Origin of the sequence: Microcoleus sp. F10-B2, from assembly GCF_036704965.1 — a bacterium.
GTDB lineage: Bacteria > Cyanobacteriota > Cyanobacteriia > Cyanobacteriales > Microcoleaceae > Microcoleus.
Genome location: NZ_JAUBTB010000003.1, coordinates 20,069 through 41,118 on the forward strand (window position 1 = coordinate 20,069; position 21,050 = coordinate 41,118).

The following is a 21,050-nucleotide window of genomic DNA, read 5'->3' on the forward strand; positions in this document are numbered from 1 at the left end:
GGTGAACCAGCCCTTACGCGCTATTAATTCAAGCTATTATCAATCAATTTTCTGGGTCTTGAAGTCGTTTAACCAATTCATAAAACGGTTCCCAATTATCATCAATAGCTATGGCTTCCCAAACAGCCTCAATCGTCGGTCTCAACAGCGATTGTTCGGGATTGTGCCTCCGCAACCTGTCCGCCATTTTGTCCATATCATCCGCCGACAAACTTTGCAAAACGTGACAATAAAATTGGCGCCAAGGTGCTATCAAGTCTGCCGGTTCCGCCTCAGAAAAAATTTGACTGGCATCATCTCGCCAAGTGCGAGAGAACTGTCTTCGCAATTCCCAAAAGAAATCGTGATAGCCTACTTGAGACTCCGCCAGCATTTTAATTGTCGCCTTCAGCAACTCATCAGCATCAGCTTCTGGCAAATCCTCAAATCCCAATCTATTGAGCATCAACTGCCGGTAAGCTGCATTATAATAATCGCCAAACTTTGCCAAAGCAGCATCCATATCAGCTTGAGGAATCGCCGCTGCTAGCGGTTGCTGGAGCTTCTCTAAATTGCCCTTGCAAATAAACGGTTGATTCCCGTAACAATAAAGACCGTAATGGTCGAAATAAGCTGCTGTAAATTCCGGCTTGTAAGTTGGGATAAAAGCGAAAGGCCCGTAATCGAAACTTTCTCCAGTAATCGACATATTATCAGTATTCAGCACTGCGTGGCAAAATCCTGCTGCCATCCACTGAGCGACTAATTCGGCTACTCGCTGGACTAAATTTGCATAAAATAGCGCATATTTTTCCGCAGGCGAAACACCTGCCTTACTTGCTTCTAAATGCAGTTCTGGATAGTAATATTCAATAACAAAATCTAAAAGTTTTTTAGTTAAATCCGGGCGGCGGATATAGTACAATCTTTCAAAAGTTCCAAACCGAATGTGAGAATGACTGAAACGCACCATTACGGACGATCGCGTCGGAGATGGTTCATCGCCCCGCCACAAAGCCTCGCCCGTTTCAACTAAACTAAAACAGCGAGATGTCCGAACTCCCAACCGGTGCAAAGCTTCGGCGGCTAAAACTTCGCGAATTCCCCCTTTGAGAGTTAGCCTACCATCAGCGTGCCGCGAGTAGGGGGTGCGGCCGGAACCTTTAGTGCCGAAGTCGTAAAGTCTGCCGTCGGTGCCCCGAACTTGGCCGTACAAAAAGCCTCTACCGTCCCCTAAATTCGGGTTGTATTCGTTGAATTGATAGCCGTGGTAGCGGAGTGCGAGAAAGGGACGGACGCAGTGAAATTCGCCGAATGCTTCGATGAAATGTTGGTCGGTTACTTCTGCAGGGTCTAAACCCAATGTCGGCAATAATTGGTCGTTGCGGAAGCGGAGAATGTGCTGCGGAAAATCGGCGGCAGGGACTTCATCAAAATAGTCGCCACCGAGGGATTCAATGGCGGGTTCGTAGTTGAGGGAAAGCAAAGGATTTGACATTTTTCTATTTTATCTTGAAATTGGCGATCGCTCCAAATTATATACGGGTAAGGTGCGGTGTGCATCGAACCCTAGAGTTTCTATAGCAATTATATTTCATTTGTGAATGAGATTTTTTTTACTAACCGCAGAGAGCGCAGAGAGCACAGAGGAACTATAAAAGAGAGCAAGAGGGAGAGAGATGTTGATAAATTAACGCAATTAGATCGTAGTGTTAATTGATTGTACAACTCATTTACACGCACTATATATACGGGTAAGGTGCGCACTGCGCACCCTAGACTTTCTTGCTTGCAGGCTCTGCTTCCTATTTAAACTGGAACAAAAGTAGGCTCCAAAGTTGCTACTAATTTGAGATTGTACTCATCTTCAAAACACGGCTTTTTATAATCCAAACTCCACAGTTCCAAAGCGCAATCATCTCCGGGATTGAGCGGTTGCAGCCGCAAATGAAACTCTCTAACTTCCGGGCGGTGTTCGCATTTAAAATCAGCAATGGCCCCAACTTGCCGCCTATCTAAAGCCACAGCCAACCGCAGAAAAGGATGCAGTTTACTAACTAATTCTCGGTATTTTTTCGGAAGTAAAATAAAATTTTCGTGCTTCTTTTTCGGAGGATTCTTCCGGTGATAGCGAGCTAAATTGGCAATTACTTCAATTTCAGTTTCCGTGTATCCTAATAACTCACCATTGCGAATTAAATAGTAAGAATGCTTGTGGTGGGCTGAATGACTGACGTACAAACCGCAATTGTGCAGAATCGCAGCCGCCCACAGCAAGTCCCGTTCTTCGCTGCCCCAATTGTGCAGAATTCCTTGAGTTTGGTCGAACAAACTGAGCGCAAATGCTGCGGTTCTTTCGCTTTGTTCTAAATTAACTTGATATTTGTCAGCCATATGCAGAATGCTGCGCTGGCGGATTGAACCTTGATAGCGCAAGCGGTTTTCAATTAAACCGTGGGTCAGCATCCAGTCAACAATTACGCCTTCTCGTAAAGAGCGATCGCAAACAGTCAGCGATTCAATTCCTAATAGTGTCATAGCTTCCTGCAAAATCAAAGCGCCTGCCAGAATAATTTCGGCCCGCTTGTCCGACATTCCAGGAATTGCCAATCTTTCGGCATAAGAAAGTTTGCGAAACCGATTGACTAAATCGCGCAAATCTTTTAAACTTAACTGATATCCGGCTAGCGGACTCGGCACTGTTCCCAACTTTTCGCGAGCGTTAATTGCAGCCAGAGTTTCGATGGTTCCAGCAGTGCCGATCAAGCGCAGAGGTTCGCCAGCATGGAATTGGGATTGCAATTCGTCGATCGGTCTTTCCAGCGAAATCCGAATATAAGCTTGCAAATAAGCAAACTCCTCCCTGCTAATCGGGTCAGTCTTGACAAATTGTCCTGTTAAGCGAACAGCACCAATTTTTGTACTGGTGAGACAGCGAGGTTCTGAACTGTCTCCTAAAATCAACTCCGTAGAACCGCCACCAATATCAATAATCACCTGGGACTGATTGTTAAACTCCATACCCGAAAGAACGCCGAGATAAATTCTCCGCGCTTCTTCCTGACCGGAAATTAAACTCACATTCAGGTCTAATTCTTCAGCAACTTGTTTCAGAAAATCCCGCCCGTTAGGGGCTTCCCGAACCGCACTCGTAGCAACAGCGATAATTTGTTCAGCATTAAAAGTTTTAGCAATATCTTGAAAGCGTCGCAGAGTGGCGATCGCCCTTTCCATAACCTCGGACTTCAACCACCCTGTCTTAACGTCGCAATCGCCCAACCGAACCGTATCTTTTTCTCTAGCAATAATCGTAAACGCGGGCAATTTCGGATCGATCCGCGCCACCACCATGTGAAACGAGTTAGTACCCATATCAATAGCAGCAATAATGCGATTTGACTCCGCAGCAGCGAGTGAATTAACCATTGGAGTATCGGGGTTGACAGATATTTATGATTATTTCACGAATCCAGTTAGGCATTCTATTAAATTAGCAAAAATTTGGAACTGCTGATTGGTCAAGACTTTCACCTGTGTTAAATTTCGGCAGAAGTGCGATCGGCAGCAGAGATAGTAAGTGATTGTGCCTAAAATTTGATAAAATCTAAAATTAAAAATCTCAAATCTAGAATTGAAATGCTTAAAGAGCCCGATCGCCAACCCGAATCCACATTGCTAACCGTCGTGAGGCTGTTGAGATGGGACAAACCAGCAGGAAGGCTAATTTTAATGATTCCAGCCCTCTGGGCCGTTTTTTTAGCAGCCCACGGGAAGCCTCCCGCAGCATTGGTGGGCGTGATTGTGTTGGGAACCCTAGCCACGAGTGCGGCTGGATGCGTCATCAACGACTTGTGGGATCGCGATATCGATCCCGAAGTAGAAAGAACGCGATCGCGCCCGCTAGCATCTCGCGCCCTCACCGTGCAAACTGGGATAGGAGTTGCATTAATTTCCTTTGCTTGTGCGGCAATTCTCGCTTTTTATCTCAATGCGTTAAGTTTCTGGCTGTGCGTCGCCGCCGTACCAGTAATTATCTGCTATCCTTTAGCAAAAAGATTTTTTGCAGTCCCGCAATTAGTGTTATCAATCGCCTGGGGTTTTGCAGTTTTAATTAGTTGGAGCGCCGCCGTTGGAAAACTAGAATTAGCGACTTGGCTGCTGTGGGGTGCAGTCGTGCTGTGGACCTTAGGATTTGATACAGTTTATGCGATGAGCGATCGGGAAGATGATTTGCGTTTGGGTGTGAATTCCAGCGCTATCTTTTTTGGGGATTATGCTGCTAATGCTGTGGGTTTTTTCTTTGTTGGAACTGTCGGTTTGTTAGTAGCAATGGGAATTAATCTGCACTTGCACATTGGTTTTTGGATGGCAATTTGTGCGGCGGCAATTTTGTGGCTTTTGCAGTACAGTCAACTCCGAAAAGCAGATATTCCTAAGCCTGTTTATGGTCAAATCTTTCGCCAAAATGTTTGGGTGGGGTTTGTAATATTGGCGGGGATGATTGTTGGGGAGATTTTTTAATAGACATCGACCATATTTATTGTGGAACAGGCATCTTGCCTGTTCAAAAAGCAATATTAGTAATTATTCTCAGGTGGAAAAACGCCAAATCTTAATAGTTCTGTCTCGGCTACCACTGATGAGAGTTTCTCCGTCAGGACTAAAGGCAAGGCAATAAACAGTGTCTGAATGTCCTAGAGTGTGAATCGGTTCTCCGGTAAATAAATCCCAAATTCTAATAGTGCGATCGGCACTACCGCTGGCGAGATATTTGCCGTTAGGACTAAAGGCAACAGCATAAACATCATCCGTATGTCCTGTCAAGTTGCTTTTGAGTTCTCCACTGCTTAAACGCCACAGTTTTATCGGTTGTTTGACACCACCGCTGGCGAGAGTTTGTCCGTCGGGACTGAAGGCAACAGTATAAACGATGTTGTCGCTAAAGAAAGAACGAGGCCAACCAATAGGGCCGTCACCAGGGCCGTTTAAATTGCGGATTTCTCTGCCTGTGTGAAGATTCCAAAGCTTGATATTGCTGTCGAAACTTCCACTAGCAATTATATTGCCGTCGGGGGCGATCGCAACGTCGTGAACTGCCCAAACATGACCTCTGAGAGTGTGTCGCAATTCCCCGGTTTCGAGGTTCCAAACTTTCACGGTACTGTCAGCGTGGTGTCCGCTGACTAAACTTTTGCCATTGGGGGTTAGGGCGATCGACCATACAGAAAGAACCACCCAGTCATCGCCTTTCAGAGAGCGTTTCAATTGCCAGCTTTGAGTATCCCACAATTTAATAGTACCGTCGGGACTGGCACTGCTGCTGGCAAGAGTTTGTCCGTCCCTGCTGAAAGTAACGCAAGTCACGCCGCCAGAATGTTGGGTAATATTTTCCAGGAGTTCTCCAGTTGCGAGGTTCCACACTTTAATCGTTTGGTCGAGACTGCAACTAGCGAAAATTTGACCGTCTGGGTGAATGGCGACTGATTTAATAATGTCTGAATGATCTGTGAGAGTATATTCGGTTTTCCAATTTTTTTTTACTTCCTGAAATCCATCTTGGAATTTTGCTTCTGTTTTACTGAAAAAACCTTGCCAAGTCGGAGGTTCTACAGCGGGGTTTTGACAAATTATGGGCAACCAAGTCGCCCCCGGAAATTCCTTGTCTAGACCTTCTGTATCCAAACGTTCCCGTGCTTTCCGTGCTGCTAAATATAAAGTTTCTCCACTTGAGTACGCCGTCAGAAAATATTTCAAAAACTCTTGAGCAATCCGATCTGGTACAGGTTCCCGCATCACAATAACTAGCGGAATGTGCAAATCAGCTAAATTTTCTGCTAACTTCAAACCATCACAGGAATTAAAAATAGCCAACTGCAAGCCGTTTTCTATAGCGCAGCGCAAACCGTGCTTCAACTCTAGCAGGGTAAGTGTTTCATCGGAATTGATAGCAAGATTGCCACTGTTACTATCACTCCAACTGTGACCAGCAAAAAATAAGATATCCCAGTTTTGCTCCCAAAGCTGATCGCTTAATTGTTTCCGTCGAGGTTCCGGAATAAAAAGTGGTTTTGTCTGAGGTAAACTTTTGAGAAACTTCTGATCTACTTGAACATCAATTCCTTGGCTACAACCCAAAATAGATAATATTTTTATGTTAGACTTTCCTCTTGACGCTGTAACAATTCTGGGAATTTCTGTATTTTCGGGAGGGCTGAGGACAATTTCAGAATTGGTGTATGTATCCGCAAATAAATCCCATTCCTGCCAAGGAAGTTTTTTCAGTAACTCATCTTTCGTTTGAATGAATACCCTAATTTCGTCTTTTTTATCTAATTCTCCTATAAGTCTTTCCCTGATTTTTTGAAAATCGCTATCATCAGACTTTTTCAACCACTCTTTAATGCTTGCTCTTAATTTTTGAGATGATTGGCGACAATCTTCGGGAACCTTGCCAACATCATTGATAGTTTCTCCCTTCCTGGCTCGAAAACACCAGTCCATGCGTAAATATTTTTTCTGCCAAATTTGATATATTTCAGGAATTTTTGGTGCTGCGGGAAATCTGCCATCAGCTTCTAAAAAAGCAGAATTTCCTGCTTGGTAAATTCGCAAGTTAACTTTAAACCCTTGGTCAAAATTGCCATTATTAATTTTTAAGAAAACCAACTTTACACCTGACATTTTTATCGCCTACCTTGTTGGAAATAAAATAAAATCTTCTATTTGCTTGAAATCACCCAAAGAAACCTCTATCCGAAATGCTTCTCCTGGCAATAAAAATAATTCTTGTATCATTCCTTCACTCTGTAATGGTGCTTGAAGTTCTACTAAAGTTTCTTCTGATTCATACACATCCAGCTTAAGGTTTTCTGGCAGATAAGGTTGACTGCCAATAGGATAGACTCCTAATATTGTGCTGATTTCTTGGTTTTCGGCTGGTGCGATATCGAGAATTAAAGCTACTGTAATTTCTGCTAATGTAATTAATTTAGCTCGTTTTACGGCTTGCGATCTAAATGCTGGATTCCGTATGTTCTTACCCAAAACTTCTTCTACTGTCAGCCATGCTTCCTGAATAGCTTCAACAAAATCATTCTGGAACCATTGGCTCAAATTTATGACTTTTCGCTGTGCTACCATTTGAGATTCTACAATGCCTCCCACATCCAGCACTTCTATCCCAAGTAAATCACTAAGTTCCCCTGCTTCAAAAAGGTTCATAATTCGGTAAAAATCTTCCTGAGAACTTTCAAAAACAAACAAAGTGCTGCTACTATTTTCTTCTGGGTGCTGATTTTTATCAATTTCATTATTCATTTCTTAGCATCTCTATATTTTCTACTTCAAACCCAATTTTTTTCAATTCATTTTGCATTTCAATGCCAGATATTTTATTCCCTTTGACTCTGACAATGAACATAAACCTTTGCATTTCTAATTGTTGAGGTGATTGCTGATTTTTTTTACATCCTGTATCTCGAAAAAATGAGACAACTTTAGGCCAAGGTGGCAAGCGTTTTTCTTCATCTATGCCCATCGTTTGTTTAATATACAGATGTACTGTCTTTGACATATCTGCACTCAGATGTTCGCCTTTTTTGCTGATATTTTTATCTTTGGTATTTATCTCTTCTATTGTCGGGGTTTTGTGTCTAACCATTCTAAAAGCTTTCTCATACCTGGACAGCAAACATAAACACAAACATAAGTAGGAAATTTCCCGAGAAGAAAGTTGGCTTTGTTTGACTGATTTGAGTTTATTTAAAATACAGTTAATATCGAGATTCTCTCTCTGTTCTGCTTCCTGACATTCCAGGCAAGGGGGATTTGATATTTGGGTCATTTTAGCAACGCTCTTTAAGGTGGAGTAACAGACTTCACGTACAGCAGTCTATTAGGAGAAGTATTTTTAACCTTTCCAACTTAATTACCCAACTTGTTTTGGATTGTTGGGTTCCATGTTGGAATCAGACATTTATAGAGTGGGTATGTAGACAGCAGTTAGGCCTAACTCAGTTGTCCTTTGTTCAAAAAATTGACTTGGAGACAAGAGTATGAATTGCAAAGTCTTGATTTCACCCCTCCTGATGGGCTCGATCGCACTCGGCATAACTTTGGTAGTAGCCGCAGTTTCAGGCACTTCAATCGATCGAATCGCTCTTGGGTCAGCCACGAATAACATGATACCCCGAATTTGTAAGGATCGAGATGGGAATGAATACCCATGTCCTTGATTAAGGCTAAATCTCAAACAAGTGCGATCGCACTTAAGTAAATCCACCTAAAAAACACAATTACCCGATACCCGAATTCTTAAAGAATTCGGGTATCTCACCGCGCGATTCCCTACGGGATAGCTACGCTTCACGCATTTTACATTTAATTAGAACCACCTAATTGCTTCAGACGCTGACGAGCCTTACCAATATAAAATTCTTCATCTGGCTCATCGGACTTAGCATATTTCAGACAGTTTTTCCAAGATTTCACAACTTCTGCATCATTCCCCAGATTTTCTTGCACTTGGGCCATGATGCCATAAGTTAAACCCCGATCTTTCTGTAGTTTAACAGCATCTTGCAACCTGTCCAAAGCTTCTTCATAGCATCCTTCTTCCTTCCAAGCCCAAGCAAGGTAAGTTAACAACCCTGCTTTGACTATTTTGTCATACTCAACTTGCTCAGTTTCCAGCAGCTTTAAACCGTTCCCTATTTTTTCAACTGATTTTCGCAAATCTTTATATTCAATGATATACAAACGGCCCAACTTGCAGTAAGCAGCAGCCAACCCTAGGAATGCTGCATCCTGATACAGTTTCATAGCCAGATCGACTTTCCCGGCTTCCTCATGCATCAACGCTTGATTGTAGTAAGTCACTGCATTATCTGGGTTAATTTTAAGAGCAAGCTCGAACTCCTTTCTAGCTGCGACGAGTTCGCCAGCTTGTTTTAAGTTAAACCCTCGATTGTTAGCATCCCTCGCCGCCTCAAAAAAAGTCATTTCTCTTGCTGGTGCTTCCGGGTGCGATCGCTTCTTGACTGCTTCTTGCATCGCCAGCTTCGATGTTTTTTTAGTAACTTTTTTTCCTTCTCCAATCACCTCTGATACTAGAGCCCACAAACCTTTTGCCAGCCTTCTCTCCACATAGCTAGGGCTATAGCCAGGAATGTTCATGTCCGCATAATCCACATCCATCCAGCTTAGACGAATAATCTCTTTCTCCGCAAAATCCAGCGACTTGCCTTTCTTTTCCAAAACCCACTTATCCAACAAGCTCAACATTTCTTCAACTTCCATCGCTTTCCCCAATAAATCTATTTTTTTGAATTATAAAATAATTTTTGTGAGTTTTGTGAGTTTTGTGAGTTTTTTGTAATTGTTTGTGAAGTTTATTGTGAATTTTAGCCTTGTTTTGATTGAAAAACTACTGGAGAATGTGTGGAAGTAAGCAACTGTACAAAACTATGTGTAGGTTAACCGTCCTTATTTTACCTACAAGCGCTCGACTTAGTTCAATCGTTTTCATACCTACCAAGTTAGCTCAAAGTTTTCACAGTCTTACATCCATTACATTCACTAAAAGGGTGATTATGGCTCCCATAGATGAATTGAGGTTGGCACTGGAACAATATTCCGATCGCACTCCCAAAGACGAGCGGTTATGTCAGCTAATTTTAAATATCTGCTTGCTATCACGGGATAATCCGCAGCGTCGAAAATTGGTCGATCGATTATTGCGGCAACTGCAACTCTTACCAAAATTGTCAAAAAGTTCTCATCCCTATTATTTAGAAGCCCAGAATAAAACTTGGGAATGGTTAGACAAGAACCTTCACAAGTTTCATCCCCAACGTTCTCCGATTCAAGCCAGTCTCGTCACTTGGGTTAACGGTCATCTCAGGTATCGAATTCACGATTTACATACTACCAAAAATCAAAAAGAGCTGTCCTTAGATTTAGATGCTTTAGAACGCAGCGGATTTTACAATGACTATTTAGATGGTTTGGAGGTGGAAATCGAACGGATTGAGAGACAAGAAAAACAAGCTGTAGCAAGGGCGATCGTCAAATACATCGATCGAGATCCAGAATACGAACTTCGGAATTGTTATCCTCGAAACCGTCCCGACTGCAACTGTCAAATTCTTGTTCAAAGATTGTTTTTGCAGCAGTCGCCAGAAAAAATGGCAGTAATCGCCCGACAGTTAAATATTAAGACACAGACTATTTACTCTTTTTGGAAAAGGAGGGGATTGTCCAAAATCCAAGGAATTGGCCGACATATTGCTCAAAAAAATTCTGATTTTATGTCTGGCTGATTGCTGATTGTCTGAATCTGGCGCCATTTATACGCCAGATTTAGAAAGGATCTCGCCCTTCATTGAATTTTTTTTCATAATCTACCAACACAAGGATAACCACAATGTCAGCAGAACAAACTAATCCAATGTTATTTAAAGGTGTTGCCAGCGATGGAATATTCAAAGGCAAAGTGATTGAGGGCAAACTCGACATCAAAGTCAACGTCGAGTCGGTGACAGATCAACCCAAAGAAGAACCGAAGCCGGCACCTTTTGGTTGGGAGACAATTTTATTCGCGGTGTTTTTTTTGTTAGTTCTTAATCAAGCAGCAGGCGACCCCAGAGGCATGAGAAAATACCAAATTCCGCAAAGGTCTTCTCACCATCAGATTTTACCACAATAGGGAGAACAGCCATTAGCCAATCGCAATTACATCCATCTCCCTGAGTGTGAGGTGGATGTAAAACCTTGATTCCCGGTAGTTTGTGTAAAGTTATGCTACAAAGACTGAAACTTTGCATAAAAACTAAAGCTTACTCCAGATAAATAAGTAGCGATGGAAGTTCAGCGAGTTAACCCCACACTCTTTGTGAAGTTATATTACAAAACGCATAAAAACTCCGACGCACTTCAGATAGATAAATATCAGCCCAAAGTTATCGAATGGCTCTCCTGAACTTATGGTTATAAGTTTATCTAATCAGAAAAGCAAGCTAATACGCGATTCCTAAAATTATTAAAATTAGAAAAACCATACCCTTGCCGCATTATCAACTTAATCCGATTGTTGATTCCTTCCATGACTCCACTTGTGGTGCGATGAAGAAAGTAGTTGCAAATACCCTCAAAATGATTCTCAATTGTTGATGCAGATTCTCTAAAAAATACTTGTGCATGATTTAGCCATTCTTTGATTTTGTTCTGCCCTTCTTTGACCGTCAAATTAGTCTCATATATTTCTCTAAATTTTTCTTTCATCTCATACGCAATTCGCAAACATTCGGATTTTCCTAGTGTCACTTCTAATTTATCAATCTGAAGAGGATTCAATTTTACTCGATTACTTAATAATAAATATTTACTTTGCCTGTCTGTTATTCCGGCTGCTCTACGTAACTTATTTAAGTCTTTGTTAACTACTTTCATTACATGAAAACGATCGATAATAACTTTGGCGTTTGGGAATACTTTTTTGATAACTTTAGGGAATCCTCCCCACATATCAACACTCACTTCCTCAACTTGTTCACGAACTTCAATTGGTTGTTCTATAAGGACTTCAATGATTTCTTCACAGCGATGAGAATCAATCATCTCAATTAAATTACCTTCGCCCAGGTCACTCACAACAGTCACAAAATTTCCTTGACCTTTTCGCATACTTATCTCATCGATACCAATTCGTTTAACCCGTTGCCAATTCGGTTTTTTTTTGAGGGTGTTTACCTGCTCAAATATTCCTTTTATTTTGTCATAACTCAGTCCTTCTTCTCGGACAATTTGCTCCATGCTCGATTGTTTTACACGCTCATAAATATCTTGTTCGTATCGTTGAGTATGCCGTCTTTTAACGTCCAAAAAATCTAATTTTTCTGTGGGATACCGTTGACACATAGGACAGTAAAACTGCCGTCGTGGGATTTTTAGATATACAGGACGACCAAAAACAGACAAATCTCTTACTAAAATTGGTCGATTTTGATGCAGTTTTTCGGTAGGATTGTTACAATGATGACAAACAATTCCTTCTGATAAAATGCTCAGTCCCAAGAAAAATTTTCCCTCAACTTGAGTACAAGTTTCAACCCTGACTCCAGGCAAGGCTAATAGATAGTCTAGATGGAAGCTCATAACGGTAAATGTATTAGTAGGTACATTTTACACCATAAACTCAGGAGAGCCTATCGAATTAATCAAGGTGCAAAATGTCTAATATATCGATCGGCAATCTGAACGACAACTATATCTCTATCGACTTCGCAGGTAAAACTGACCCCACAGACACCTATCGTTTTAATCGACTCAATACAGGCAGCTTTCGAGTTACCGCCGAAGGGTTTAGTTCCGTTGTCGGGATGCAACTCCTCGACAGCCAGGGAAAAGTCGTCAAAGACATCGAAACCAACGGCACAAATTCGGGAACTTTTAGCATCGATAATTTGGGCGCAACCAATTATGCGCTCAAAATTTCCGCACCTTCGGGCGATACAAATTATCAAGTTAGTTTAACCCCAGACGGCAAAGTTGACCCGCTGACAGGTTTAGGGGTTGACTCCGGCTTTTTCGCTACAGATTCCACGGGACAAGTTGGCTTTGATTGGTTGCACGACGGCGGCAATTATCAAGGTGAAGTTGCGATTTTTAGCGTGCAGGGAATGGAGAAATTCACCCCTGGTTCTCCAGAATTCATCAAAGAAGCGGCAAGGCGAGCTTTGAGCAATTCTTTATTCGGTCACGTAGTAATTTCTGACCCCACAGAAGGTGCAAATCCGCTATTTAACGGCAGTTTAGGAGAGGGAAATGATAACGAGGGACTCTACAGCGGCCCGAAAACATTTGCGATGAAACCGGGAGAGGCTTTTGCGGTAATGCTGGTGCCGAACGGTACTGTGGAAGATGTGTTTAATAATCCCGATGCTGATGGTGACAAACGCCCACTGCTGTCATTATCTAGCACTAATCCAGATGATGCTTGGTTGTACGGGCAAGTAGCAGATGTCACTGGCAAGGGTAAGGCATTTGCGATGGAAGATCAGCGAGTCGATGAAGGATCAGATAAAGATTACAACGATTTGGTTTTCAATTTAACAGGTGCGACGGGCAAAGCAGTGTCGATCGACAAAGTTATCGATAAGAGCAAAGATTGGACTAAACTCGATGGCGGCAAGAAATTGATCGATTATGTCAAATCAAAGCAGCCGATTGCTGTCGCGCCTCCTGTGGAAACGCCACCGATTGAGACAAAGCCGCCTGTTGTGACAACCCCCGCAGTTGAGACAAAGCCACCTGTAGCTGTAACGCCGCAAATTGAGACAAAGCCGCCTGTAGCTGTAACGCCGCCAGTTGAAACAAAGCCACCTGTTGTGACAACCCCCGCAGTTGAGACAAAACCGCCTGTAGCTGTAACGCCGCCAGTTGAGACGAAACCGCCTGCTGCTGTGGAACCGCCAGTCGTCGCAACCCCCGCAGTTGAAACAAAGCCACCTGTTGCTGTGGAACCGCCAGTCGTCGCAACCCCCGCAGTTGAAACAAAGCCACCTGTTGCTGTGGAACCGCCAGTTGCGACAACGCCCGCAGTTGAGACGAAACCGCCTGCTGCTGTGGAACCGCCCGTTGCGACAACGCCCGCAGTTGAAACAAAACCGCCTGTGGCTGTGGAACCGCCCGTTGCGACAACGCCCGCAGTTGAGACAAAATCGCCTGTGGCTGTGGAACCGCCCGTTGCGACAACGCCCGCAGTTGAGACAAAATCGCCTGTAGAACCGCCGATCGCACCTGTACCTCCGATCAAATCAAAACAGCCCGTGCAACCGCCTACGATCGCCCCAGAACCGCCTCTAGTTGAACTTCCGATCGACCCCGAACCACCTGTTGAACCCGATTTACCGATTAGTTCGCCGCCAGAAAATCGCGCATTTATCGGCATCATCGATACTGGGTTTGCTGCGAACAATCCCGATTTGGATTACTCTAAAGTGACTATGGGGCGCGATCGCATTGACAAAGACAGCAATCCTTTGTTTACTGCTGGCACTGGTAACGAACACGGCACATTTAGCTGGGGTTTAGTGAGTGCAATTCAAGGCAACGATCGAGGTATTGATGGCTACAACGATAAGGCAAATGTTTATTTAAGTCGGGCAATTGGTTCTGGGGAATGGGATTTAGCTTTAACTGATTTTGTAAGTGAAGCGAAAGCACAAAAGCAGAAGAATGCGATCGCGCTTCTTCCCCTCGATTTAACTCAAAAGAATGCAGACGGAAGTATTACCACTCGTTACGAATTTACACCCAGAGAACGTGCTGCGCTAGAAAATGCGCGTCAGAATGGAGTGCTGTTAGTTGTTGCGGCTGGGAATGACGGCGGTGTGATGTCTGTTTTGGGTCAATCTTCCCAGGAGTTTGAGAATATTCTCACGGTTGGTTCATCTGATGGATTTGGGCGATCGGATTATTCCAGTTACGGTTATGGTTTGGATATTTTAGTGCCCGGAGGTGCGATCGACAATCCGACTTTATCGACTGTTGGCGATGATTTAGGCACGATGGCGGGGACTTCTGTTGCCGCGGCCAAGGCGGCGGGGATGGCGTCTAAGGTTTGGGAGAGTAATCCCGATTTGAATCCTACTCAAGTGATTGACATTTTGACTGGAAGTGCGATCGATTTGAAGGACCCCGGATGGGATGAAGAAACGGGTTTTGGGGTGGTGAATTTGAATAAAGCTGTGCAAGTGGCGAAGGAAACAGCACCGCAAGCTTATATTCCGACACCTTTCTCGAATCCGACAACTTGGGGTAAGGAAGGGTTAGTGACGCCATTAGAAAGGGCGACGGCCGATCAGTTTAATGGCAATGGCAAATACTATGATTGGCAGTCTTACACCATTAAATCAGGAGATACTCTGAGTCAAATTGCACTCGACACAATGGGCGATGCTTCTGCTGATGCTTACAACTTCATTGCTCAACACAACGGTATTTCCAATGCCAATGAGATTCAGGCGGGGGCTACAATTGAGATTCCCAAGGAGGTACAACCACCTCAGCAACCCACGAATCCTGGCCCAACACAGCCACTTAATTCAATTTCCCTCAACGGACACACAATTAATGGCAATTTCTATCCAGTTTTCAAGAATTATCAAGGGACACTGGGCCATCCCACTTCCGATGTCATCAATTATGGTAGTGTCAGCTATCAACTATTCGACAAAGGGTCGATCGTTACCAGTAAAAATGGAACTTTCCCGCTTTACGGTGGCATCCGTCAAGCCTTTTTGAAAACAGGTGGATTGGAAGGGTGGTTGGGTGCTCCAAAGAGTGAGGAAAAAGGGTTGGGTAATGGGAATATCATTCAATACTTTGACAATGGCTACATCTACTGGAATGGTAGTAAGGCAACTGCTTACAAAGAAGGTAGCGGTATTTCGTTTGATAACACTTCCAATCTTGGTAATCAACCAATTTTGAACGACAATAATTCTCAACCTTCTCTCTTTGCTAATCCAACTTCATTTAATCCTTTAGTCGGATTCAAGAATCCTTTACAAGGTGCTGGCAGCATTACACAAGGACCAGGTGGTTCAACTTCACACACTGGCATATCGCAATATGCCATTGACTACGGTGTTAACCTAGGTACACCTGTATATGCAATGCGTTCAGGTACAGTGAAAAGAGTAATAGATACGAATCCAGACACAGGTGGTGGTCCAGAAAAAGCGAATCAAGCAAACTTAATTACGATTGAGCATGATGGAGGATATCATTCTGCTTACTTACATCTACAACGCGGATTTAGCTCAAAAGTGGCAGGGGGAATAAAGCCGGGTAATACTGTCAAAGCAGGACAGCTAATTGGGTACAGTGGTAATTCGGGTTGGAGTACAGGCCCTCACTTGCATGTACAAGTTCATAAACCAAATAGTAATGGTACTTTTGGTCAGACTGTCCCATTCAGAATTAGTTAATTTCTTCTAAATTATGTCAGCCGATCGCCCATCATTCATCAAAAGAGCGAGATCCCTTCTTGCATCTGCGTTAATCTGCGTCCGTCTGCGGTAAAAAAGATCGATCGCCCTTTCTAATAATTCAGAAGGGCGATCGCTATTTGGAATGAATTCGCGATCGCCCTTTTCTGGAGTTCATCAAAAGAACGATCGCTTCTACTTGTAGGATGGAATAACCGCTTGCATCTGGCAATTTCCATGACCAACCCCATCCAGCAAGAAGCTCGCCAAATTCTCGACAGTCTCGCCTTTACCCCCTTTGATAGATGCCATCCCCTCAGCCGCGACTTCGACACCATTCCTGCTAAAGTTGGTTTGTACGCCTTTCGACATCGCATTCAAGGATTACTCTACATCGGCAAAGCCAAGAACCTCCGCGATCGACTCCGAGGTGGTCACAAAGCCTTCCTCTGGGGCTGGCTCGATCGCTACGATCCAGATGATGTAAGGATCGCCTTTGTTACCCTCAACCAATGGCAAAAACCAGGGTTATTATATGAATTAGAAACCCTCATCCTTCAAGCTACAAATCCTCCCTACAACGTTAAAATCCCCAGAGAACAATGACTCAGACCCTCAATATCCAACACTTACCGCCAGAAGCTATTCATTCGCTGATGACCCATTTGCCTGACTATGTGAAAGTCGCCCTGATGGAAAAAGCTGCGGAGTTAGAATGCTCTCTGGAAGCTGCGATCGAAATGGCGATCGCTAGTTTTCTAGACTCAGAAGCTTTGAGCTTTGAAGATTGCCTATTATCGCAACGTCTTAAGGAATCAGAATTGGTAGAATTTAGCCAAAAGAAATAGGGTGCGATCGCCCATAATTCATCAAAAGATCGATCGCCCTTCTTGCATCCGCGTTAATCTCCGTCCATCTGCGGTTAAAAAAGAGCGATCGCCTTTCTAATAATTCAGAAGGGCGATCGATCTTCAACTTCCCACCTCAAGACTAAATATTTACTCATTCTCATCAACATTATCAAAAATATCTTCGATGTCCCGTGCGCCGTGAATCACGCGCAAAATTTCCACCCCTGAATCTATAAGACGGTAGAAAATCAGATATCTTCTAAAACCTTTAATAGCTTGTTGTCGCACATCGATTAAATTAGGATGAGAAAATTGACAGCGTTTTCCCATTTTTGGCGCTTGGGCTAATTGTTTAAAGGTTTCTTCCGCCGCGACAAGAAAGCGATCGGAAGCATCCATATTATCTTCCGCAATGTAAGTGGCTAATTCAATCAAATCACGGATAACTTGCGGACGTTTTTGGATCGAGGTCATTTTTCTCCCTGCAACCCCTGCTGCTGGGAAATACGCGATCGCACAGCTTGACGAATCTCCATCCAATCTTCCTCAGTCATCGCCGTAGGATTTCCTGATTCCAAACCCTCTAATAACATCGCTTCCAAACGTTCTGAAGCTTTACGTTTTTGGTCTTGGCGAATTAACTCACGAAAATACTCGCTAGCTGTACTATAACCCCCTTGGGCTACCTGTTCTTCTATATAAGTTCGCATTGAGTCAGGCAGAGAAATATTCATACTTGTCACGGGTATTACTTACCTCATTTAACTCGTTATCTTATTATGGCAGATTTTGCCATTTTTTGTCAAGTCTCAGACAACGTGTAATTTTATAATAAATTGGGAAGAGCCAAATCCCTTTTTTACCCAGACTCAGAAACTATCTGGCCCATAATTCATCAATCATGGCGATCGCCCTTCTTGCATCAGCGTTAATCTGCCTTCATCTGCGGTTAAAAAAGATGGTGAAGCGGAGCTATCCCGTAGGGAATCGCCCTTTCTAATAATTCAGAAGGGCGATCGCCCGTTTTATGCTCTATCATGGCGCTCGCCCCGATCCCATTTGCTATAATCTTCAGTAATATCTCATTTACGCACAGCGATCGACATGAGCGATGAAGAGCTGAAGCAACTAATAGAAAGCAACGCTAGGGCAACTCAAGCTATGTTAGATAACATGGCAGAAGCAAGACTCGAACGACAGGAACTTCGAGAAGGAATGGTACAACTACAAAATGCTGTGGTGCAATTGATTAACGTTCAGTCAGGAATTGCTAACTTACTTACTTCTCTAGATGAAGATCGTCCAACTGTTCTGAGAAAGCTAACCACAATTGAAAACAAACTCGATCGACTTCTAGGACAAGAAAATGCTCAGTAAGTAAAAGAGCGAGATTCGTTAGTCAAGAAGATCGATCGCCATTCCTGCATCTGCGTTAATCTGCGTCTATCTGCGGTAAAAAAAGATCGCCCTTTCTCTGCCAGATTCAGAAGAGCGATCGCCCGTTATACAATCAAAATGGCGATCGCTCAAAATCTTTCCCATTCACAACCAATGAATCCAGCCGCACAAAAACTTCCAGATTTAACAGGGCAAACCTTATCAGAAGCGATCGCCATACTGGAGAGTTACGGCTTCCAATTTCAAAGCAGCACAAAAGGTGGCTATCAAACCTTTGAACATCCAGACGGCAGTATCATTCATATTAGACCAAATGGTGAAATAGTCCGTACAGGGCCAAAGATACGCGGGACAGATGGCAAAACTTACCGTCGTAGATACAATCGAGATGGAAATCAAATAAAATTTGCACCAGGGGCTAAGACACATAATACCGGAGAAAAAGTGATTCTATGACAACCGCGATCGCACTCAACCTCAAAACCTTTTTAGAAGACTTAAAAAGTGCCGATTTAGTAGGAGTTTCACTCCGCCCTCAAAATCTTGGCTTGCGTTTAGACTTCACCTTTGGGCCCGAAGTGGGAGATGTAGCGATCGAGTTCGATCGCATTCTTCACCTAGTGATTTCTCGCCCCATCAATTCCGATGATGAAAATTACTGTTTTTGGGTAGGAGAAGTCGAACTCAGAAAGCTTGAAGAAAATGCTGAAACTTTTTTATCTTCCCTGTCCTATCCTTTCAATTTTCCGGATAATTTAGATTTATCTGCTTTGAGTTATTTTCGGTTAGAAGGGGATATTTTTATTGAAATAATTTGCGAATCTTATAAGATTTTTCAGGAAGTGAAAAATTAATGTTTATTTTTTAAGCTTTCTCAATCAAAAGAGCGAGATCCCTTTATCAGCTAGATTCAGAAGGGCGATCGCCCTTCCGTTTGTGCATTTAACTAACAAAAAATTGTCAATTTAGTCAATTATTGCTAAAATAATTACAAAAAACTATTCTGATTAGCCAATGAGCGACATCTCTATCAGCTTGCCAGATGACTTACTCACATATGTCAATCAAAAAGCGCTCAACCAAGAGTGCTTTGATAGAATTTATCTTAAAACAATCGCGAAAACAACAAGAAAACCAAGCTTTAGCAGAAGCTTGCAAGCTAATTGATGAACTAGATTTAGGATGGGATGAGGAATGGCAAGCTCAAGCGATTACCGACTGGGAAGTATCCCGATAGCTAGATTCGATAGCGATATCCCTTTTGGAACTATCAGAAAAGGGATCTCACCCATTATACAATCAAAAAGGCGATCGAGCTTTAACTTACTCATATTAAATTTTTACGAACATTCATTCACCGACTAAATCCCAAAAATCCTCTGACTTCAATCCTCCATTTTCTTTTAAACTTTGCCGAGATTCATCCAATATATGATTAAATTTTGGATTATTAGCTAACAAGAAACGCTCTAGAGCTTCCGGTTCTATAATCAAAGTCATAGCCGCTACAGGTTGACCATTTTCTGTAAGCAAAATTGGCTCTCCCTGCGAGACTTGCAAATACTCAGCAAACTTTGCTATCATTTCAGCTAAAGAAACTATTTTCATGATTCAATCTCCTCTGTTCCTATAAATAACTGATTACCAACTTTCACCCCAATTGCTAAGATATAAACTTCCCAGGTATCAAGGTTAGTCTCATAAAACACTCGAAATCGATTATTTTGCCCAAATCGTAGCTCCCAAGTAGCACCTAGTTCCGAAGGTTCCAGTAAGGGCTTGCGGTTCCGCGTTTCTACCTCTGGCTCATAGGTTAACTGCTCCTCTATTGTACTGCGTATCAACGAATAATACTTGCGGTCGATCGCTGCGAGATGCTGGAAGACTGGGCGTGTAAAGATAATTTCAAACTTCTGGTGAGTTGTCATGCTTAGTTGAGGTCATTATTGTCCCATTGCGAACACTATAAGATATTCCAGGAAGTCAAAAATTAAATTTTATTTCTTAACTTTCCCGAAAAAAGAAACGTAACTAAAACCACATCACCAAAACTATAACTCGTCATACTCAGCCTCCTCTAAATTATCCCAAATTTTAGCAAAAGCTGCTTCCGAGAGTTTAGTCGCACTATAAGTTACAAAACTATGTTCACTTTGAGTTAATAGGAAGTCGAGGAAATCTTCTAATACCGTAATTTTATCGGGCGGTAAGCTACGAATTTTTTCTATCAGCTTGGTTTCGGGACTTTTCGCGATATTCATGTTCTTTAACCGTTTTATTGAAAAAACAACACACATTCTTCTCAACTAGATATTTACCCCAAAACTATGAAAAAAATCATCATCGGCATCATGGGCCCGGGCGATAGTGCCACATCAACCGACTTAGAAAACGCCTATCAACTCGGACAACTCATCGCCGAAGCAGGATGGATATTGCTAACTGGCGGTAGAAATGTCGGCGTCATGGATGCAGCCAACAAAGGAGCAAAATCAGCTAACGGTTTAACAGTCGGCATCCTTCCGGGAAATGACACTCGCGGTATTTCTGAAGCTGTAGATATTGCCATTGTCACCGATATGGGAAACGCCAGAAATAACATTAACGTTCTTTCTTCAGACGTAATAATTGCCTGCGGTATGGGGACGGGTACTGCTTCGGAAATTGCCCTCGCCCTCAAAGCTAACAAACAAGTTATATTGTTAAATCACAGCCGTGAAAGTCAACTTTTTTTTCAAGGTTTAGCACAATTTAACATCTTTGTGGTAAACAATGCTGTAGAGGCTATGAATCAAGCTCGCGAAATCCTAGTAAATTCAAGATGAAATCC

At 42.8% G+C, this 21,050-nt stretch carries 24 protein-coding genes; 11 read left to right on the forward strand and 13 right to left on the reverse strand.

Annotation, left to right across the window (positions count from 1 at the left end; genetic code table 11):
- Positions 1–43: 43 nt before the first annotated feature.
- Positions 44–1,477, reverse strand: a complete 1,434-nt coding sequence (locus QUA99_RS01700) for a protein adenylyltransferase SelO family protein (RefSeq protein WP_333236468.1) — start codon at positions 1,475–1,477, stop codon at positions 44–46.
- Positions 1,478–1,788: 311 nt separating this feature from the next.
- Positions 1,789–3,405: a Ppx/GppA phosphatase family protein gene (locus QUA99_RS01705; protein WP_333236466.1), complete on the reverse strand. Its 1,617-nt coding sequence runs from the start codon at positions 3,403–3,405 to the stop codon at positions 1,789–1,791.
- 210 nt (positions 3,406–3,615) lie between these two features.
- Between QUA99_RS01705 and QUA99_RS01710 the strand changes: the two genes are divergently transcribed.
- Positions 3,616–4,500, forward strand: coding sequence for a 4-hydroxybenzoate solanesyltransferase (locus tag QUA99_RS01710; RefSeq protein WP_333236464.1), 885 nt, complete (start codon positions 3,616–3,618; stop codon positions 4,498–4,500).
- Between the two features lie 69 nt (positions 4,501–4,569).
- On the opposite strand, the gene QUA99_RS01715 is transcribed toward QUA99_RS01710, so the two are convergent.
- From QUA99_RS01715 to QUA99_RS01730, 4 genes are all read right to left on the reverse strand, one after another.
- Complete coding sequence (locus tag QUA99_RS01715; protein WP_333236462.1) at positions 4,570–6,660, reverse strand: WD40 domain-containing protein; 2,091 nt, start codon at positions 6,658–6,660, stop codon at positions 4,570–4,572.
- A gap of 9 nt (positions 6,661–6,669) precedes the next feature.
- Entirely contained in the window at positions 6,670–7,296 is a 627-nt protein-coding gene (locus tag QUA99_RS01720; protein WP_333236460.1) for a DUF1822 family protein, read from the reverse strand.
- Positions 7,289–7,639, reverse strand: a complete 351-nt coding sequence (locus tag QUA99_RS01725; protein WP_333236458.1) for a hypothetical protein — start codon at positions 7,637–7,639, stop codon at positions 7,289–7,291. The genes QUA99_RS01720 and QUA99_RS01725 overlap by 8 nt, the downstream gene beginning before the upstream one ends.
- Positions 7,640–8,358: 719 nt before the next feature.
- The gene (locus QUA99_RS01730) at positions 8,359–9,276 is read right to left on the reverse strand and encodes a hypothetical protein (protein WP_333236456.1); all 918 of its coding nucleotides are present in this window, start codon (positions 9,274–9,276) and stop codon (positions 8,359–8,361) included.
- A gap of 293 nt (positions 9,277–9,569) precedes the next feature.
- Here QUA99_RS01730 and QUA99_RS01735 point away from each other — a divergent pair, with 293 nt between their 5' ends.
- Both QUA99_RS01735 and QUA99_RS01740 read left to right on the forward strand, forming a co-directional pair.
- Positions 9,570–10,298 (forward strand): hypothetical protein, encoded by a 729-nt coding sequence (locus tag QUA99_RS01735; RefSeq protein ID WP_333236454.1) that lies wholly within the window; start codon positions 9,570–9,572, stop codon positions 10,296–10,298.
- Between the two features lie 104 nt (positions 10,299–10,402).
- Positions 10,403–10,684, forward strand: coding sequence for a hypothetical protein (locus QUA99_RS01740; protein WP_333236452.1), 282 nt, complete (start codon positions 10,403–10,405; stop codon positions 10,682–10,684).
- A gap of 293 nt (positions 10,685–10,977) precedes the next feature.
- Here the strand turns inward: QUA99_RS01740 and QUA99_RS01745 are convergent, their stop codons facing one another.
- On the reverse strand, positions 10,978–12,132 hold the full coding sequence (locus QUA99_RS01745) for an ISL3 family transposase (protein WP_333236450.1): 1,155 nt from the start codon (positions 12,130–12,132) through the stop codon (positions 10,978–10,980).
- A 74-nt stretch (positions 12,133–12,206) separates the two neighbouring features.
- Between QUA99_RS01745 and QUA99_RS01750 the strand changes: the two genes are divergently transcribed.
- Positions 12,207–15,971 carry a S8 family serine peptidase gene (locus QUA99_RS01750; protein ID WP_333236448.1) on the forward strand — a complete coding sequence of 1,255 codons (3,765 nt, stop codon included), beginning with the start codon at positions 12,207–12,209 and terminating at the stop codon, positions 15,969–15,971.
- A 113-nt stretch (positions 15,972–16,084) separates the two neighbouring features.
- Here the strand turns inward: QUA99_RS01750 and QUA99_RS01755 are convergent, their stop codons facing one another.
- A complete protein-coding gene (locus tag QUA99_RS01755; RefSeq protein WP_333236446.1) occupies positions 16,085–16,210 on the reverse strand; it encodes a hypothetical protein in 126 nt (41 codons plus the stop codon).
- On the opposite strand from QUA99_RS01755, the gene QUA99_RS01760 reads away from it, so the two are divergent.
- Both QUA99_RS01760 and QUA99_RS01765 read left to right on the forward strand, forming a co-directional pair.
- Positions 16,209–16,577: a GIY-YIG nuclease family protein gene (locus QUA99_RS01760; RefSeq protein WP_333236444.1), complete on the forward strand. Its 369-nt coding sequence runs from the start codon at positions 16,209–16,211 to the stop codon at positions 16,575–16,577. The genes QUA99_RS01755 and QUA99_RS01760 overlap by 2 nt on opposite strands.
- Positions 16,574–16,819, forward strand: a complete 246-nt coding sequence (locus QUA99_RS01765) for a hypothetical protein (RefSeq protein ID WP_333236442.1) — start codon at positions 16,574–16,576, stop codon at positions 16,817–16,819. The genes QUA99_RS01760 and QUA99_RS01765 overlap by 4 nt, the downstream gene beginning before the upstream one ends.
- Positions 16,820–16,969: 150 nt before the next feature.
- Here the strand turns inward: QUA99_RS01765 and QUA99_RS01770 are convergent, their stop codons facing one another.
- Both QUA99_RS01770 and QUA99_RS01775 read right to left on the reverse strand, forming a co-directional pair.
- Positions 16,970–17,296, reverse strand: a complete 327-nt coding sequence (locus QUA99_RS01770; RefSeq protein ID WP_333236439.1) for a type II toxin-antitoxin system RelE/ParE family toxin — start codon at positions 17,294–17,296, stop codon at positions 16,970–16,972.
- The gene (locus tag QUA99_RS01775) at positions 17,293–17,556 is read right to left on the reverse strand and encodes a type II toxin-antitoxin system ParD family antitoxin (RefSeq protein ID WP_333236437.1); all 264 of its coding nucleotides are present in this window, start codon (positions 17,554–17,556) and stop codon (positions 17,293–17,295) included. The genes QUA99_RS01770 and QUA99_RS01775 overlap by 4 nt, the downstream gene beginning before the upstream one ends.
- A 370-nt stretch (positions 17,557–17,926) precedes the next feature.
- Here QUA99_RS01775 and QUA99_RS01780 point away from each other — a divergent pair, with 370 nt between their 5' ends.
- From QUA99_RS01780 to QUA99_RS01795, 4 genes are all read left to right on the forward strand, one after another.
- Complete coding sequence (locus tag QUA99_RS01780) at positions 17,927–18,199, forward strand: hypothetical protein (RefSeq protein WP_333236435.1); 273 nt, start codon at positions 17,927–17,929, stop codon at positions 18,197–18,199.
- Positions 18,200–18,337: 138 nt separating this feature from the next.
- Positions 18,338–18,676, forward strand: a complete 339-nt coding sequence (locus QUA99_RS01785) for a PASTA domain-containing protein (protein WP_333236433.1) — start codon at positions 18,338–18,340, stop codon at positions 18,674–18,676.
- A complete protein-coding gene (locus QUA99_RS01790; protein WP_333236431.1) occupies positions 18,673–19,074 on the forward strand; it encodes a hypothetical protein in 402 nt (133 codons plus the stop codon). The genes QUA99_RS01785 and QUA99_RS01790 overlap by 4 nt, the downstream gene beginning before the upstream one ends.
- Positions 19,075–19,262: 188 nt before the next feature.
- Positions 19,263–19,457, forward strand: a complete 195-nt coding sequence (locus QUA99_RS01795) for a hypothetical protein (RefSeq protein ID WP_333236429.1) — start codon at positions 19,263–19,265, stop codon at positions 19,455–19,457.
- A 113-nt stretch (positions 19,458–19,570) separates the two neighbouring features.
- Here QUA99_RS01795 and QUA99_RS01800 read toward each other — a convergent pair whose 3' ends face one another.
- From QUA99_RS01800 to QUA99_RS01810, 3 genes are all read right to left on the reverse strand, one after another.
- On the reverse strand, positions 19,571–19,828 hold the full coding sequence (locus QUA99_RS01800; protein ID WP_333236427.1) for a type II toxin-antitoxin system prevent-host-death family antitoxin: 258 nt from the start codon (positions 19,826–19,828) through the stop codon (positions 19,571–19,573).
- Positions 19,825–20,148 (reverse strand): addiction module toxin RelE, encoded by a 324-nt coding sequence (locus QUA99_RS01805; RefSeq protein WP_333236425.1) that lies wholly within the window; start codon positions 20,146–20,148, stop codon positions 19,825–19,827. Before QUA99_RS01805 ends, QUA99_RS01800 begins: the two co-directional genes overlap by 4 nt.
- A 123-nt stretch (positions 20,149–20,271) precedes the next feature.
- Positions 20,272–20,481: a toxin-antitoxin system, antitoxin component, Xre family protein gene (locus QUA99_RS01810; RefSeq protein WP_333236423.1), complete on the reverse strand. Its 210-nt coding sequence runs from the start codon at positions 20,479–20,481 to the stop codon at positions 20,272–20,274.
- A gap of 66 nt (positions 20,482–20,547) precedes the next feature.
- Between QUA99_RS01810 and QUA99_RS01815 the strand changes: the two genes are divergently transcribed.
- Positions 20,548–21,045 carry a TIGR00725 family protein gene (locus QUA99_RS01815; protein WP_333236421.1) on the forward strand — a complete coding sequence of 166 codons (498 nt, stop codon included), beginning with the start codon at positions 20,548–20,550 and terminating at the stop codon, positions 21,043–21,045.
- Positions 21,046–21,050: the final 5 nt, after the last annotated feature.